Annotated in this window: 13 protein-coding genes; 11 read left to right on the plus strand and 2 right to left on the minus strand. The window is 41.4% G+C overall.

Annotated elements, in window-relative coordinates; genetic code table 11:
• Nucleotides 1-111: 111 nt before the first annotated feature.
• The 9 genes from NYE25_RS30775 (at nucleotide 112) to NYE25_RS30815 (ending at nucleotide 10,994) form a co-directional block, all read left to right on the plus strand.
• Entirely contained in the window at nucleotides 112-1,629 is a 1,518-nt protein-coding gene (locus NYE25_RS30775) for an extracellular solute-binding protein (RefSeq protein ID WP_341147652.1), read from the plus strand.
• 183 nt (nucleotides 1,630-1,812) lie between these two features.
• A complete protein-coding gene (locus NYE25_RS30780; protein ID WP_341147653.1) occupies nucleotides 1,813-3,375 on the plus strand; it encodes an extracellular solute-binding protein in 1,563 nt (520 codons plus the stop codon).
• A gap of 104 nt (nucleotides 3,376-3,479) precedes the next feature.
• On the plus strand, nucleotides 3,480-4,448 hold the full coding sequence (locus NYE25_RS30785) for an ABC transporter permease (RefSeq protein WP_042186647.1): 969 nt from the start codon (nucleotides 3,480-3,482) through the stop codon (nucleotides 4,446-4,448).
• Between the two features lie 21 nt (nucleotides 4,449-4,469).
• On the plus strand, nucleotides 4,470-5,345 hold the full coding sequence (locus tag NYE25_RS30790) for a carbohydrate ABC transporter permease (RefSeq protein WP_042186649.1): 876 nt from the start codon (nucleotides 4,470-4,472) through the stop codon (nucleotides 5,343-5,345).
• A 41-nt stretch (nucleotides 5,346-5,386) separates the two neighbouring features.
• Entirely contained in the window at nucleotides 5,387-6,490 is a 1,104-nt protein-coding gene (locus tag NYE25_RS30795; RefSeq protein WP_042186651.1) for a glycoside hydrolase family 88/105 protein, read from the plus strand.
• Between the two features lie 112 nt (nucleotides 6,491-6,602).
• The gene (locus tag NYE25_RS30800) at nucleotides 6,603-7,724 is read left to right on the plus strand and encodes a glycoside hydrolase family 88/105 protein (protein ID WP_042186653.1); all 1,122 of its coding nucleotides are present in this window, start codon (nucleotides 6,603-6,605) and stop codon (nucleotides 7,722-7,724) included.
• A gap of 22 nt (nucleotides 7,725-7,746) precedes the next feature.
• On the plus strand, nucleotides 7,747-9,108 hold the full coding sequence (locus NYE25_RS30805; RefSeq protein ID WP_341147654.1) for a glycoside hydrolase family 28 protein: 1,362 nt from the start codon (nucleotides 7,747-7,749) through the stop codon (nucleotides 9,106-9,108).
• 11 nt (nucleotides 9,109-9,119) lie between these two features.
• Nucleotides 9,120-10,010 (plus strand): dienelactone hydrolase family protein, encoded by an 891-nt coding sequence (locus tag NYE25_RS30810; RefSeq protein WP_341061671.1) that lies wholly within the window; start codon nucleotides 9,120-9,122, stop codon nucleotides 10,008-10,010.
• A 27-nt stretch (nucleotides 10,011-10,037) separates the two neighbouring features.
• Nucleotides 10,038-10,994 carry a pectinesterase family protein gene (locus NYE25_RS30815; RefSeq protein ID WP_341147655.1) on the plus strand — a complete coding sequence of 319 codons (957 nt, stop codon included), beginning with the start codon at nucleotides 10,038-10,040 and terminating at the stop codon, nucleotides 10,992-10,994.
• Between the two features lie 317 nt (nucleotides 10,995-11,311).
• On the opposite strand, the gene NYE25_RS30820 is transcribed toward NYE25_RS30815, so the two are convergent.
• A complete protein-coding gene (locus NYE25_RS30820) occupies nucleotides 11,312-11,569 on the minus strand; it encodes a hypothetical protein (RefSeq protein WP_341061673.1) in 258 nt (85 codons plus the stop codon).
• Nucleotides 11,570-11,956: 387 nt separating this feature from the next.
• On the opposite strand from NYE25_RS30820, the gene NYE25_RS30825 reads away from it, so the two are divergent.
• The gene (locus NYE25_RS30825; protein WP_076300827.1) at nucleotides 11,957-14,467 is read left to right on the plus strand and encodes a DUF4855 domain-containing protein; all 2,511 of its coding nucleotides are present in this window, start codon (nucleotides 11,957-11,959) and stop codon (nucleotides 14,465-14,467) included.
• Between the two features lie 423 nt (nucleotides 14,468-14,890).
• On the opposite strand, the gene NYE25_RS30830 is transcribed toward NYE25_RS30825, so the two are convergent.
• Complete coding sequence (locus NYE25_RS30830) at nucleotides 14,891-15,442, minus strand: TetR/AcrR family transcriptional regulator (protein WP_076301174.1); 552 nt, start codon at nucleotides 15,440-15,442, stop codon at nucleotides 14,891-14,893.
• A 148-nt stretch (nucleotides 15,443-15,590) separates the two neighbouring features.
• Here NYE25_RS30830 and NYE25_RS30835 point away from each other — a divergent pair.
• Nucleotides 15,591-16,450, plus strand: an 860-nt coding sequence (locus NYE25_RS30835) for a ketopantoate reductase family protein (protein ID WP_341147656.1), incomplete at its 3' end; no start/stop codon positions are given.

Below are 16,450 nucleotides of genomic sequence, written 5' to 3' on the forward strand. Positions count from 1 at the left end.
AACAATAATCATCTCGTTCTGTGATAATCATTAGCTCTAATTATGCTTATAAATTGTAAAATTTTCAAGATATAGAGTGATAATCCTTACAATACCTAGGAGGCCACAGAAATGTCTAAAGTATCTATGGGTAAAAGGGCAACGCTGTATTTCTGCTTATTTACCATGCTCGTCTTCTCTTTTTTAAGCGCTTGCAACGATAAGGAATCTGCCGAAGCCGGCCCAGTAGTATCTCCCACGAGCATCTCAATTTTGGCACCCCTTCATTTTCCACAACAGCCTTCGAAAGAAATTATGGCAGAGATCGAAAGACTGACAGGTGTGAAGCTCGATATAAGGTGGGTTCCAGAGGGGGTCTACACGGATAAGATGAACACGGCGCTTACGACCAATTCCCTGGGAAAGGTCACATTTGTAAAATTCTCAGACTACAATCTGGTGAAAAATGCTATTCGTTCGGATGCCTTTTGGGAGATCGGCCCCTATCTTCAGGAGTTCTCCAATCTTAAACAACTGAACCCCGCTATTCTTAAGCAGACTTCTGTAGATAGTAAGATCTATGGCCTATATACGGAACGCCCCTCTTCCAGACAGGGGGTCATTATTCGTAAGGATTGGCTCGACAATCTCCATCTAAGTAATCCACAAACACTGGATGAACTGTATGAAGTTATGAGGCAATTTACATACAACGATCCAGATCAGAATGGCAAACAGGATACCTTCGGATTAGTCGATCGAAATGATCTTGTGTATGGGGTATTCAAGACATTAAGTTCGTATTTTGGCACCCCGAATAATTGGAAACTAGAGAATCATCAATTCGTTCCTGAATTTGTGACCGCTGAGTATATGAACACCATGAATTTCATGAAGAAATTATATGATGAGAAAATTATTAATCAGGATTTCGCCTTAACGAGCAAAGAAGTACAACGTGATAAGTTCATTAATGGTATTGCTGGTGTATTTATTGGCAGTATGACAGATGTAAAGCGGCTGTCTATTGAAGCTCAGAATTTGAATCCAAAGGCAGAACTTACGTTAATCAATCGGATCGAAGGGCCAGTAGGATATAAGGTGTGGTCGATACCCAATTATAATGGACTCTATCTCTTCTCCAAAAAAGCCATTGCTACGGAGGATGAACTCCGCGAGGTACTCGAATTCTTTGATCGAACCATGGATAAAGATGTAGCGAATATAATGATGTATGGGTTTGAAGGGCGCCATTATAAGCTTGAGGGAGGGAAAATCATTCTTCCCGAGGAAACCTCAGAACTGCGGGTGCAAGAAGTAAATCCGTTATATTCTTTGATGATTGCAGATATTAGTAATAAGAACATTATGGAGGTGGCTCAGAAGGAGCAATTGACCTCACTTGCAGATCAGCTAAGTAAAGATAATGAATCTTTTCTGGTCGACGATCCGACCGTGTCTTTAAGCTCATCCACCTATGATGAGAAAAATGTGGAATTGTCTACAATCATTGTGGATGCTACGTACAATTACATACTAGGCAATATAACCGCTGAGGGATTCCAGAAGGAAGTTGAGAAATGGAGAGCTAGCGGAGGAGATCAGATTATTAAGGAATATGGTGAGGCTGAGCTTGGGATAGAAAAGTAAATAGGTTAGATAATCTTTGATCCACTGCGGATGACGCGGTGGATTTTTTTGTGTTATCACCATAATCATTTGATCAGATCCCTTTAAGAACGGGGCTTTATGGGGAAATGATTGTTTTCGTAACCTTGCCGACGATGTAACGTGGAACTCGTAACCAATACAAATTATGGAGGTCAAAATGGTATGAAGAAGAAATCCTTCACCATGTTGTTGACGGCACTGTTAGCGTTCAGCACATTGTTAGCTGGATGTGGTGGTAACAACAACAATCAAGCAAGTTCTGAAACTGCAAGTGGTGAGAGCACTGCTAAGCCGGTTGAGACAGAAGCACCTAAAGAAGAAGTGAAAGCAGGACCAACAGAAATTAAGATTATGCTTCCATTAAATATTCCAGAGACCCCGCCTGATACGATTAAGCTTGAACTTGAAAAATTGACCAACACGAAGCTGACCTATCAATTTTTCCCGGCTGATACTTATGAAGAAAAACTTAATTCATCTTTTGCAACCGGCTCACTGCCGCAAGTGACGTACTTGAAGAATCAGACAACCTTCATTCAGATGAAAGAAGCGATAAAAGACGGACAATTCTGGGAAATAGGTCCGCTATTAAGCGAGTTTCCTAATTTGAGTAAATTGAAACCAGAAATTCTGAATAACACGAAAGTGGACGGCAAGCTGTACACCTTATATATCGGCCGCCCTCTAGCACGTCAAGGTATCATTTACAGAAAAGACTGGGCTGATAAATTAGGACTTGCTGCACCAGCAAATGTTGATGAATTATTCGAAATGGCTAAGGCCTTCACGGAACAAGATCCAGACGGTAATGGACAGAAAGATACTACAGGTATTATTGACCGTAATGAGTTGACCTATGGAGCTTTCAAAACTGTCTCTTCTTGGTTCGGAACACCGAACACCTGGGGAGAGAAGGATGGAGAATTAGCGCCTGAATTTACATTCGATGAATATTTCGACACGATGGACTTCTTCAAAAAAGCTCGTGATGGCGGATACATTAATCAAGATTTCGCTGCTACCAGTAAAACAGATGCTGTAAATATGTTTAAGGCTGGAAAGGGTGGACTGTATATTGGGGGCTCCATGCAAGATATTGATTCCCTCAATAAAGATACTATTAAGAATAACCCTGATGCTGTTTTGGATGCGCATAGTATGGTTGCAAGTCCAGATGGAAAGTATGCTCAATGGATGATTCCAGGCTATAACAATGTTGTCTTGTTCCCAAAATCTGCTGTGAAGGATGAGGCAGAACTCAAGAAGATTCTTGCTTTCTTTGATCAAATGATGACCCCAGAAGTAGCTAATTTGATGTATTGGGGAATCGAGGGTACTCACTATACCGTTGAAGACGGTAAAGCGAAAGCTACAGATGACAAAGAATTGATTGAACGTGAAGTAAAAGGATATAAGGACAGCGTTATCGGCGAAGCTGAAACCAATGGAATGTACGAGAACTATAACACGCTGCCAGGAAGAATTCATGCGGATCAATTGGTTCTTGAGAATGTCAAGGTGGGGGTACCAGATCCAACAGCTGCGATGGATTCGGCTACGTACACAGAAAAAGGTGTTGAGCTTCAACAGATTATTACCGATGCAACTTATAAATATATCTATGGACAGATCGACAAAGCAGGGTTCGAAAAAGAAGTTGAGAACTGGAAGAACCGTGGTGGAGCTAAGATTATTGATGAGTACAACGCATTGTATAAGAAATAAAACCTAGCTGAAAAGGTTGTTGATTTTGTTTCAACAACCTTTTCTCTTCATAGTCACATGGAGAAATAAAGAGTTTGAATAAAGAAGGAGAAAGGAAGAGAATCATGCAGGAACTCACCGCACAGCCCAGTCCAGCTCCACAAATAAAGCGTGAGACTTACAAGAGCAGCAGTGAACTTAAAAAGCGTCTGTGGAGAAATAAATGGCTCTACGTCATGCTAACACCGGGAGTGCTATATTTTATTATTTTTAAATATTTTCCTATGTACGGACTAATTATCGCCTTTCAAGATTACAAACCTTATCAAGGAATAACAGGCAGTAACTGGGTAGGAATGAAGCATTTCAGCAGGTTGTTCACAGAGCCGGATTTCTTAAATATTTTAGTGAACACACTTGTGCTTTTCGGATTAAACATTCTTATCTATTTTCCAATGCCGATTATTCTTGCCCTGATGTTGAATGAACTTCAAGGCAGCTTTTTCAAAAGAACCTTTCAGACGATCTTCTATTTGCCCCATTTTCTGTCGTTGGTTATCATCGTCTCCATTTCTTTTGTAATGGTTACGATGGATGGAGGAATTATCAACGAGCTACTTTCCTATTTCGGATTTGAAAAAATTAATTTCCTGCTGAATCCTGGATGGTTCAGGCCCATGTATATTATTCAGGTGATTTGGAGAGAAGCAGGCTGGGGAACGATTATTTATTTAGCTTCCATAGCTGCCATTGATCCAGGACTTTACGAAGCATCACGTATGGATGGAGCTGGACGACTCAGACAAGTCTGGCATATTACACTTCCAGCGATTAGAGGCGTAATTATCACATTATTTATTTTGAAAATTGGTTCCGTTCTGGATCTTGGATTTGAACATGTGTTTCTGCTGCTTAACTCCATGAATCGAGAAGTTGCGGAAATTATCGATACGTATGTATATACTGCTGGTCTGAGACAGGGGCAGTTTAGTTACAGTACAGCCATTGGATTCTTCAAATCAATTGTCGGCTTGATCATGGTTATGTTGGTGAATAAAGCATCTAAGAAAATGGGAGAAGAAGGCGTTTATTGATATGTTGTGGGAGGAATAGAAATGGTAGAAGATAAAACAATCAGTGGCAGAATTTTTTCTGCTATAAACTTCACGCTGCTTGCGATCATTGCTTTAATAACTGTGCTCCCCCTTGTTCACGTTGTAGCAGGCTCTTTCACAACGAGTGCAGAACTAGCTTCTAGTAAGTTTGTACTGATCCCAAAGGTATGGAGTCTGGAAGCATACAAGTTCATCTTTTCAACGAATACAATATTTAAAGCCATGGGTGTTTCCATTGGTGTTACGGCAGTCGGTACTTTCCTTAGTTTGTTTATAACTTCTTTGATGGCCTACGCTCTTACCAGAAGAGATCTGGACGGACGTAAAGTGGTTAACTTTATGGTTGTGTTCACGATGCTCTTTCATGGTGGAATGATCCCAACCTTCCTCGTGGTAAAGGAATTGGGACTAATAGACAGTTATGCAGCGCTTATTCTTCCTTCAGCAATTAGTGCGTTTAACATGATCATTTTGAGAAATTTTTTCCAGAATATACCTGAAGGTTTGGAGGAGTCGGCCAAAATTGATGGTTGCAACGACTTCGGAATATTATTTCGAATTGTATTGCCATTATCCTTACCTGCGTTAGCGACTATCGGATTGTTCTATGCGGTTACGTATTGGAATACTTACATGAATGCGATTCTGTATTTGGATGATAGTTCGAAGTGGCCAATACAGGTTCTGCTCAGACAAATTGTTGTCCTTGCCAGCGGTATGGATCACAGCTCTACACTGGATACAACTGTTCCACCGCCAGACCAAACAATTAAAATGGCTGTTATCGTTGTTGCTACTTTACCAATAGTTTGTGTATATCCATTCATACAGAAGCATTTTGCCAAAGGTGCCATGTTAGGTTCTATGAAGGGCTAATAAGAGGAAGAGAGAGATTATTCTTTGGAAGGAGCTTGGAGATGACTGGCAGGATACCAACAACACCAATGGATTGGGCAAAAAAGGCATGCGATTCTTTAATGGATACTTATAGAGCGGGAGAGCTTCCTCCAGCACATCGTTGGCATTACCATCAAGGTGTATTTCTGTGTGGGATGGAGCTTTTGTGGAGTGCTTATCAAGAAGACCGCTATATTAACTATATTCAGGAATACGTGGATGATTTGGTAGATGAATATGGTAACTTTTATTTCGCCCGCGATGAGCTGGATGCTGTTCAAGCTGGACAACTACTGTTTAATCTTCATAAACGGACAGGTAAACTCAAGTATCGCATTGCTGCGGAGAAGCTGAGGAATTTATTGCTTACGTTAAACAAAACCTCTGAAGGTGGGTATTGGCATAAGGATAAATATGCTAACCAAATGTGGTTAGATGGGCTTTATATGGCAGGCGTATTCTCGTTAAAATATGCTAATGTCTATGGCGATCCTAGCTTGCGTGATACAGTTCTCCATCAAGAGATGTTAATGCGTAAGTACATGAAAGATGAGACAACCGGGTTATTGTATCATGCTTGGGACGAGAGCCGCCGGATGCCATGGTCAAACCCGGAGACAGGGTGCTCACCGGAATTTTGGAGCAGATCGCTGGGCTGGTATGGTCTCGCATTGTCGCAATTTCTTGATCTGTTGGCCGTCCAAGACCCAGCCCGAGCTGAATTATCTTCTACTTTACGTGATTTTGTTGATGCCCTTATTCGTTATCAAGATCCGGTAAGTGGACTTTGGTATCAGGTCGTAGATAAGGGGCATGAGCCGGATAATTGGCTGGAGGCCTCAGGTTCATGTTTATTCGTCTACACAATTGCCAAAGCAGTGAAGCATGGCATTGTAAGTGATGTGGAAGTCGCTACAGCCGCGGCTAAAAAAGGGTATGAAGGGTTAATCCAAATCATTCAGTGGGATGAGCAGGATAGGTTGATTTTGCCGGACATCTGTATCGGTACTTCGGCTGGGGATTACGAGAGTTACGTCACTAGACCTAAAGTTAAAAATGATTTACATGGCGTAGGCGCGTTGGTGATGGCTTGTGTTGAGATGGAGAGCTTAATCCAAGGGTGATTCGATTGAATTCTTACTAGACAATGACTTGATTCTCTGGGACTGAGAATCAAGTCCTATTATTTTGTGGGAGAAGGTAGTTCTTAAATTTAATGATAATCAGGGGGTTGGGATGAAGAGATCACATTGGGCAATCCGCACAGCAGACTCAATCATGGCGAGGACACCAAAGCTCTATGAAGATAAAGGCTACAACGGAAGCTGGACGTATGACTATGGTGTCGTATTGAATGGATTTGAATGGCTTTGGAAGCAAACCGGTGATGCGAAGTATCTGCAATTCATTCAAGATCAGATGGATAACTTTATTCAGGAGGATGGCAGCGTTAAGGGTTATCGACTAGATGAATACAATATCGATCACATTAACAACGGGAAATTATTATTTACGCTATATAAAGAAACCAAGCAGGAAAAATATAAACAAGCGGCTACCTTATTTAGAAAGCAGCTAGAGACACATCCGCGAACCTCGGAAGGTGCTTTTTGGCATAAAAATATTTATCCCTATCAAATCTGGTTAGATGGTCTTTATATGGGCGCGCCTTTCTATTTAGCCTACTTGCTAGCTTTTGAAGAAGGGCAGGGGCTTGAAGATGTTACGAAACAATTTATCTTGTGTGAGAAGCATACGAAGGATTCGGAAACAGGTCTGTTATATCATGCATGGGATGAACAGCGTCTTCAACCTTGGTGTGACCGCGAGACAGGATGCTCTCCAAACTTTTGGGCGCGTTCACTTGGCTGGTATCTTATGGCTTTAGTAGATGTTCTAGAGTTATTGCCGAGTGAGCATTCCGATTATTCAGAGCTGGTGCGTATTCTAAACGATACTTTATCAGCTGTAAAGAAATATCAGGATCCTGAATCTGGCGTCTGGTATCAAGTAGTGAATCTGGGGCAACGCAAAGGGAATTACTTAGAGGCTTCCGCTTCTAGCATGATTGTGTATGCTATGGCAAAAGGTATTCGATTAGGCGTATTAGAGGCTAGTTGGTACGAACCGTTAGATCTCGCCTTCCAAGGACTTATCTCAGAGTTTGTTCTTGAGACCAAAGAAGGATGGGTCAATTTAAATAAGAATTGCCAAGTAGCAGGGTTAGGTGGAGCAGATCAACGCGACGGCACGTTCGCTTATTACATTAGTGAGCCTATTGTTACTAACGACCAAAAGGGTGTCGGTGCTTTCTTGCAAGCCTGTGTGGAGTACGAACAATTAAGAGGCTGGATCTGATATAGAATAGGAGTGCTATAAAATGTCCGTATATAATATTGAGGATTTTGGGGCGCTTAAGAATAGCGGGATGTTAGCGACAGAGGCGATTGCGCATGCGATTGAAGCGGCAAGTGAGGCTGGTGGAGGAACCGTTTATGTGCCAGCAGGTACTTTCTATACGGGTGCGATTGTTATGAAAAGCAATATTGAATTAAATTTAAATCCAGGAGCGATTCTTTCATTCAGTACGAATTCGGTGAATTATCCTGCGGTGGAATGCAGATGGGAAGGGGTGAAGCAGCAGGTTCATACGCCTTGTATTCATGGCAAAGGTTTAGTCAATATATCGATCACCGGAAATGGAACTATTAATGGTAATGGCAAAGCATGGTGGGATGTATTTCGGAACCGCCCTGAAGAGCTCAAGTACCCCCGTCCGACTTTGATTGGATTTGATAGCTGTCAGCGGGTAACGATTAAGGATGTCTCGCTAGTGAATTCTCCAAGCTGGACCGTTAATCCTGTGGGCTGCTACAATGTGACGATTGATAATCTGTCTATTTTGAACCCGGCTGATTCTCCGAATACAGATGGTATTAATCCAGAATCTTGTACGAATGTTCGGATTAGTAACTGTAATATTGATGTAGGTGATGACTGCATTGCTATCAAAGCGGGAACTGAAGATACGAAAGAGCGCATTCCATGCGAGAATATTACGATCACCAATTGTACCATGGTTCATGGACATGGGGGAGTTGTACTCGGAAGTGAAATGAGCGGAGATATTCGTAATGTAACCATTAGTAACTGTGTATTCAAACAAACCGATCGTGGCATACGAATGAAATCAAGACGTGGACGAGGAGGGACGATTGAAGATATTCGGATCAGTAATATTGTAATGGAAGACGTCATTTGTCCGTTCACACTAAATCTATACTATTTCTGTGGACCTCGCGGGAAAGAGAAGTATGTGTGGGACAAAAACCCTTATCCGATTACAGATGAAACGCCATGCTTTAGACGAATTCATTTCGCCAATATTACCGCACGTAATGTACATGCATCTGCGGGATTCTTATATGGACTTGCAGAGCAGTATGTATCGGAGATTACTTTTACAAATATTGATATCTCCATGGCACGCAATGCAGTTCCCGGGCATCCGGATATGATGACAGGGATCGAGAATATGAACAATCGCGGATTTTTTCTGGGCAATGCAAGGGATGTGCAATTTCATCAGGTGAGCATCGAGAATCATGAAGGGCCTGCTTTTTATATTGAAAATGGCGAAGCGATAGAGATCATGAATTGTCATTCGAAGAACACGAGCAAGCCTGAAAAACTAGTAGAACAAGTTACAGTTTCGCCCACAGAACAGAATGTGTGTCCGTAAGGGAGGGAACCATGGATCGTGATAAACTGAAGGAACTGTTGGGCGATCTTCCGTTGGATAAGCCGATTGCCGTAACTGTGATGAACCAAGAGGAGCGGGACGGATATAGTCTGAAATCTCTTTTACTGGATCTTAATGGAATTGAACAAGTGCCTGCTTATGTAGCAATCCCTTTGGATAAGGAAGGGCCGTTTCCACTAGTTGTCTTTAATCATTCTCATGGAGGGAATTACGCGAATGGACGTAACGAGTTTGTTCGGAGTAGTTCCTATTTGCAACAGCCCTCTTTTGCTAAAGTCTTAACAGAGATGGGTTACGCTGCTTGCTGTATCGACATGTGGGGATTTAATGAGCGTGGTGGCAGAACTGAGAGTGAGTTAGTGAAGGAAATGCTGTGGCAGGGGCAGGTCATGTGGGGCATGATGCTATATGACAATATTCGTATGCTAGATTACATGTGCCAACGTGAGGATATTGATACGTCACGAATCGCAACAATCGGTATGTCCATGGGTGGTTTGATGGCATGGTGGCTGGCTGCATTAGACGAACGAGTCGGGGTGATTGTCGATATTTGTGGTCAAGTAGATGCACATACCCTAATTGCTGTAAGAGGACTAGATCACCATGGTTACTATTCTTATGTGCCCGGGTTATTGAAGCATTTCACAACGCTCGATATTCAAAAGCGGATCGTTCCCCGCCCGCGAATGAGCCTAGTAGGCAGAAATGATCGGCTATGTCCCACTGAAGGAGTAGCACTCTTGGATAGGGGGCTGTCCGAAGCTTATCAAACGGCAGGGAAATCAGAACATTGGCAACCTGTCATTTCTAGTGGTGGGCATATGGAGACCTTGGAAATGCGGACTCTATGGCAGCAATTTTTGGCGAAGCATCTCTAAAATCCATAGAAGGGAACTGAACCAACGATGCTAGTAGTAGGCAAAGAATCCTTTTGTGACTATCACACGATTCAAGAGGCGATAGATTCGCTAGAGTGCGAGCCATCGGGCCAAGCAGATACGCTTTATATTTTGTCAGGCATCTATAATGAGACAGTTAGGATTTATCGCTCTTATTTAACGATTATAGGGATTGGCCTCGTGGAAATAACCATGAATCATTATGCCAAAGAGCGTGATGAAGCGGGTGAAGAAATCAATACGTTTGCTACACCAACGTTATTTCTGGGAGGTACCGACCTGGTCTTAGAGAACCTGGTGATTTCTAATAGTGCTGGGCAGGGAGAACATATTGGTCAGGCGGTAGCCGTTTATGCGCATTGTGACCGAACTGTGTTCAGACATTGTACCTTTAAAGGGCATCAAGACACGTTGTTCACAGGGCCTTTGCCACCTACTCCACGAGAGCGAGGGGCATTCGGAGGCGTTCCGCTGAGAGAACATCATGCCCAGTATCATCAGTTTTATCAGCATTGCTATATAGAAGGAACGATTGATTTTATTTTTGGCGGTGCAACGGCTTATTTTGATCAATGTGAAATCCGCAGTTTACGTCATTATGAAAACAATACAGGGTATATAACAGCTGCCTCCACACCCGAGAGACAGTCACATGGTTTTATTTTTAAAAATTGCTTCTTAACAGCCGACCCTGATATTGCTCCGGTGTATCTAGGACGTCCTTGGCGTGAGTACGCTAAGACTGTATTTGTGGGTTGTCAGATGGGTTCGCATATTCATCCTTTGGGCTGGGACAACTGGAATAACTCAGCGAATGAGCAAACTGTAAGATATCAGGAATATGCGGTGAAGGATGCTGCGCTCCTAAGTAAGAAGCGTGTTCCTTGGGCAGATTGCTTTGAGGATGGGGGAGAAGCGCTGGATAAAAAGTTTGTTTTTGCTGGGTCGGATTTTTGGAAGTAGGTACTGTAATTGACTTGTCTAAAAAAAGAGGCAGCCCTGGACGAGTGAAACAAAGTCCTAGGCTGCCGTTTTTTAATGAATGAGCGCTTTATCATTTATTCTTTTGTTTTCTTTCAATATATATCCAAAAGTAATAGATCAACCAAAATACCATAGGAACTATTAAAACATAAGGTCTCTGGATTGCTGGAAGAATGTAAAATAAAAATAGCCCAATTAATATCGTTGGTAGCAATAGAATAAAATACTTTTTCCAATGCATTTCTTCTTCCCACCTTTTGTTTAATACTAAAAAAATATTTTGCTAGCTTTGAGTGTTAATGCACTTGTATACCAAGGTCACTTAATGGATAGTCACTACTGCCCCAAGTATAAACAATATAATAGCTGATTAGTTGTTCCTCTGCTTTCAATGCTTTGAATTTCAAATCACGATGTTCAATAAAGGTAATGTTATTACTCACTTGCTTTTCAACTACGTAGCTCCACTCATTCTCGCGATACTTTGAATAAAAATTATTTAATTCTTCTAAAGTTAGCTCCGATTTGATTAAAATAGCGCAAAAAAATGGCATTAGATTTTTCTTTGTGGAATATGCAATATAATTGTTAATAAATGGAGTGGTTCATTAAGCTAATGGGTAGGAGGTTTAAGATCAATCTCGGAGAACCGTACCACAAATAAGGGCAAGTTTTTTTTGGAATTCCTTGCGGCGTATGGGTTTGAATATATGTGCGTAGGTCACATTTCGAAGAAACAAGAGAAAGGTGCATCGGTTCATTTTTTGATTTGTAAAAAGGTGTATATGAAAGTAAACAGATATCTATTTTCAAGCATAAAATTGCCTCATAGAATTAGTCGTAAAGGGGCCGTTTGGAGCTTGGATAAAATGGACACTCGGATCAAGACCATGTACCAGACTTGTTAAAATTCATTTAAACCTAAGAAATGGGGATGAAAGATGAAGCGAAGTCAGAGGTATCCAAGACGAAGTTCCTTGCTGTTATCATTTGTGTTAATCTTATCGATTGTTTTTTCTGTTCAACCATCAGTAGTGAAGGGAGAAGGGGATAGGTCGCCGAAGATTTCGCAGGGGCAGGAGGATCAACAGCCTTTACTTGAAGTTCCTAATCAGCAGGGACAACAAGAAAAGTCCGATCCTGATCTCGAGCAACAACCCCAGTCTAACTTAGAACAGCCGCTTGCCGCTGCTGCTGCAACAGGATATTTCCCACCAAATACCGCGGCATCTGGGAATGTGAAGAACATGGCCTTGCTTTATACTGGATATTACGGTGGACGAACGACATACGAGGGAAGAGAAATCGGCACGTATGACAAGAATACGCTTTTGCCCTATGTTGCGCACTACAACAGTAATAATGTGATGGATGACACCTTTTTCGATTCATTTCTATTTCTAGGAATCAACACATCTGACTATAGAGATTTTGGTGATACAGCGGACCCTGCCAAGTGGACCTATAAGGCGGATTGGGAATGGTATATAAACCGCATTTTCACCTCTAATCAACAGCTCGATGCCCTCAACCAAGCAACCCAGCAAGTTGCAACCACACTAAACCTAACAAATTACAAATCCAAAGTATATATTATGCTGCCTTATCCTAATAGCGAAATCACCAATTTCGGAGATGTCGATAACGACGGAATCAGCGAAAATCTGAATTCGATGCCTAGCAATATGACGAAGGTAACCAAATGGTATATCGACACCGTATTAAGCAGATGGAATCAAGCCCAATACAGCAACCTTGAATTAAAAGGCTTCTACTGGTTCCATGAAGATATTGATCCCGGCAATCCGGGTGAAGTAAATGCAATTAATAACTCTGGTAACTATCTTCATACGCTTGGTCTGAAACTTGCCTGGATTCCATACTTTGGTGCCGGACAAAGCAACAACCGGAATAATTATGCAATCGATTTTAGCATCCAGCAGCCCAATCACTATTTCGTTCCGGAGACTGATTATTCGAGAATGACGAATGTATCGACCCAAGCTCAAACATATAATAAGGGCATCGAAATGGAGTTTGACGAAAGAGCGATGTTCGACCCCGATTTTAAAAACAGATTCGATAATTACTTAAAGGCCGGCGTAGAATACGGATACATGACGGGAGCGGTCAAGGGTTGGTATCAAGATATTTTTGGGATATACAACTTGTATAAAAACAAGAATAACAACGGTGTAAACGGAGTTTATGACGGGAGACAGATGTATGAAGATATCTACAAATTTGTTAAAGGAACGTATACCATTCCAGTTAATCTTGCAAGCGGTAAATCGGCAGTAGCCTCATCCAACCAAAGTTCTTCTCTATCCGCTGCTAAAGCTGTTGACAATTTGCCGGGTACACGGTGGTCAAGCCAACAGTATTCAAGTACAGAGTGGATTTACGTCGATCTCGGGCAAGCTAATAACATCAAACGCGTTAAACTTAACTGGGAGTATGCTTACGGCAAGAGCTACAAAATTCAAGTATCGAATGATGCGGTCAATTGGACCGATGTGTATTCGACAACGACAGGCAACGGAGGTGTAGACGATATAGGCTTTGTGCCTACAACGGCAAGATACGTGAGAATGCACGCAACAGAGAGGGGCACGAGCTATGGTTACTCTATTTATGAGTTTCAAGTATATGGAGACAGCGTCGGATCCGCTACTACAACAAATTTGGCGTTAAATAATACAGCTACGTCATCTTCCAATCAAGAGGTAGCTCTTTCTCCGAATAATGCGGTTGACGGTAACGTGACGACAAGATGGGCCAGTCAGTTTGCAGACCCGCAATGGATTACGATCGACCTTGGGCAGGCTTATAACATAAATCGAGTTATATTGAATTGGGAGCTTGCCTATGGCAAAGGCTACAAGATTCAAGTATCGAATGACACTGTCAACTGGATGGATGTGTATACGACAACGAATGGAGACGGGGGGATTGACGATATATTCTTTACTGCCGTAAATGCAAGGTATGTAAGAATGTACGGAACCCAAAGAGCTTACTCCTTCTATGGTTATTCCTTATATGAATTCCAGGTTTATGGCAAACCGAATCTAGCTTTAAACAAATCGGCAACATCCTCTTCCAACGAGACATCCACATTAACGGCCGATAAAGCGGTGGATGGTAATGTAACGACAAGATGGGCCAGCCTGTATTCAAATCCGCAATGGATCTATGTAGACCTCGGACAGGAAACCCGCGTCAACAATGTCAAACTCAACTGGGAGTATGCTCATGCTAAGGGCTATAAGATTCAGGTGTCGAACGATGCAACCAACTGGACGGATATATACATGACAACGAATGGAGACGGTGGTATAGACGATATCTACTTTGAACCGGTAAATGCAAGGTATATAAGGATGCATGCGACAGATCGAGGCACAGGCGACTGGTATTCTCTTTATGAGTTCGAAGTTTATGGCAGCTGATCCATTAGCATACGTAAAGCCTAATATGGGGTTCTCATCCCAAATAACAAAACAAGCCCATGCACGAAACACTGTGCCGGGCTTGTTTAGCTTGGACCCCATCACATGTCAGGCGGAATATATCCAATATCTCGGCTATTAGTTGACCGGATTTGCTGGTGGGCACGTGTCGGCGGGACTGCGTATTTGAAAAAATATTGACACTCCCGCAAAGGATGGCTCAAAAACTTGCCGTTACAGACAGCGCGGTGAACCGTATCACAAATAGAGGCAATTTCTCTGAAGAAAAACTTGCAGAAGTCTGTATTTACAGAATGCGGACCATTAAGAGTAGGTCAGTCTTTATGGAGTATATTGTGTAAACAAGCCTATGCGCGCTTTTTTATTGTTATACAACATATGGATTTATTTTGAATGACAGACTCACTCTTTAAAATAGGGTGTAATCCCTTTTGAATATAGGTTCTCTACTAACTTGAAAAATTCTTCTGACGATAAATCCTTTTGACGCTGGAGCCAAAGACGAAATAAAGAAAGGGCAGTTGTCAGGTAAAACTCAATGAAGTATGGTGTTAAGGATTGGTTTTGCGGAACGTTTAATTCTAATTGATCCAAAGTGATTTCTTTTTTTAAGCGTTTTAAAAAACGGGCACTTCCATAATCACCCAAAAGGGCATTAAGAACCAGGAGATGTTCTTTTTTATCCAGACAATAGAGCGTATCTTGAACCTTATCCATCGATAGCTCTTTATTTGCCAATTCTTTTTTCATTTCATTCAATAGGTCATTTTCAACAGAGTCTAACAATTCGTAAATGTCAGTAAAGTATTGATAAAAGGTGCTGCGGTTATATCCTGACTTATTCGAAATTTCCTGAATCGAAATTTTCTCAATCGGCTTTTGGCTATATAACTCACAAAAAACTTCTACAAACTTTTGTTTTGTTTTCTCCGTTATTTGGGGTTGCTTTTTCATGTTTCCCTCCTATTAGTGAATAAGAATATCATCCGACAAATCATAAAAAACTGATGGTTGATCAAGGAATAATGAAGATTTATAATCACATCATACAACATGTTGTCGGATAATCAAAAGGGAATATTAATAAGTAGGGGTGGTTTATATGTCAGCAAAACGAGATAGAATTTTAATTTTTGGTGCAGGTGTCATCGGGAGCATGTACGCAATTAAGGTTATTGAAGCAGGGTTTGACGTTAGCCTGTTTGCACATTCGAATAGATATAAATCATTAAGAGAAAATGGCCTGCAGTATATAGAAAATGGTACAGTTAGATCGATACAAGTGAATGTCATTGATACGCTCGAAAATGACGATGTATACGATTTTATTTTCGTTACCGTTCGTTATGATCGGTCCGAAGCAGCGTTGTTAGCGCTAAAAGATAATCAAAGCAAAAATATAGTTACGATGACTAGTAATTCAATTGGATTTTCTTCGTGGCTGGATATCGTAGGGGATAGACTTTTACCAGCTTTTCCCGGCTTCGGCGGACAGATTAAAGATGGAGTATTGCATGCTCGATTTCTACCAAAGTTTATAGCGGCAACTGCATTTGGAGAAATTAATGGTGTAGTGACAGAACGCATAGAAAACCTTGCAAAATTATTTAAAACTGCAAAGCTTCCCTACGTTATTAAAAAAGATATGCAAGCGTATCTGATCACACATTCCGTATCAGACATTGCCATGTTGAGCTTTTTGCATTCTGAGAATAAGATCATTGACAAAAAAACAGCCAGAACTAGAAAGACAGCACGCAAAATAACATTCACTTTAAAAGCGTATCTAAGGGCAACACAAAAAGCTGGCGTTTCAATTGATCCACCAATGCTTAAAATGGTGCTTAAATTTCCAAACTTATTTTTGGACCTTTTCTTTATGACATGGCTACGAACTAAAATGGTTAGGGATATGATGTTGCCGGATTATGCGAATAATGCTAACAATGAGATTGTGCAGCT

The sequence above is a fragment of the Paenibacillus sp. FSL E2-8871 genome, from assembly GCF_038000345.1.
Classification (GTDB): Bacteria; Bacillota; Bacilli; order Paenibacillales; family Paenibacillaceae; genus Paenibacillus_AQ.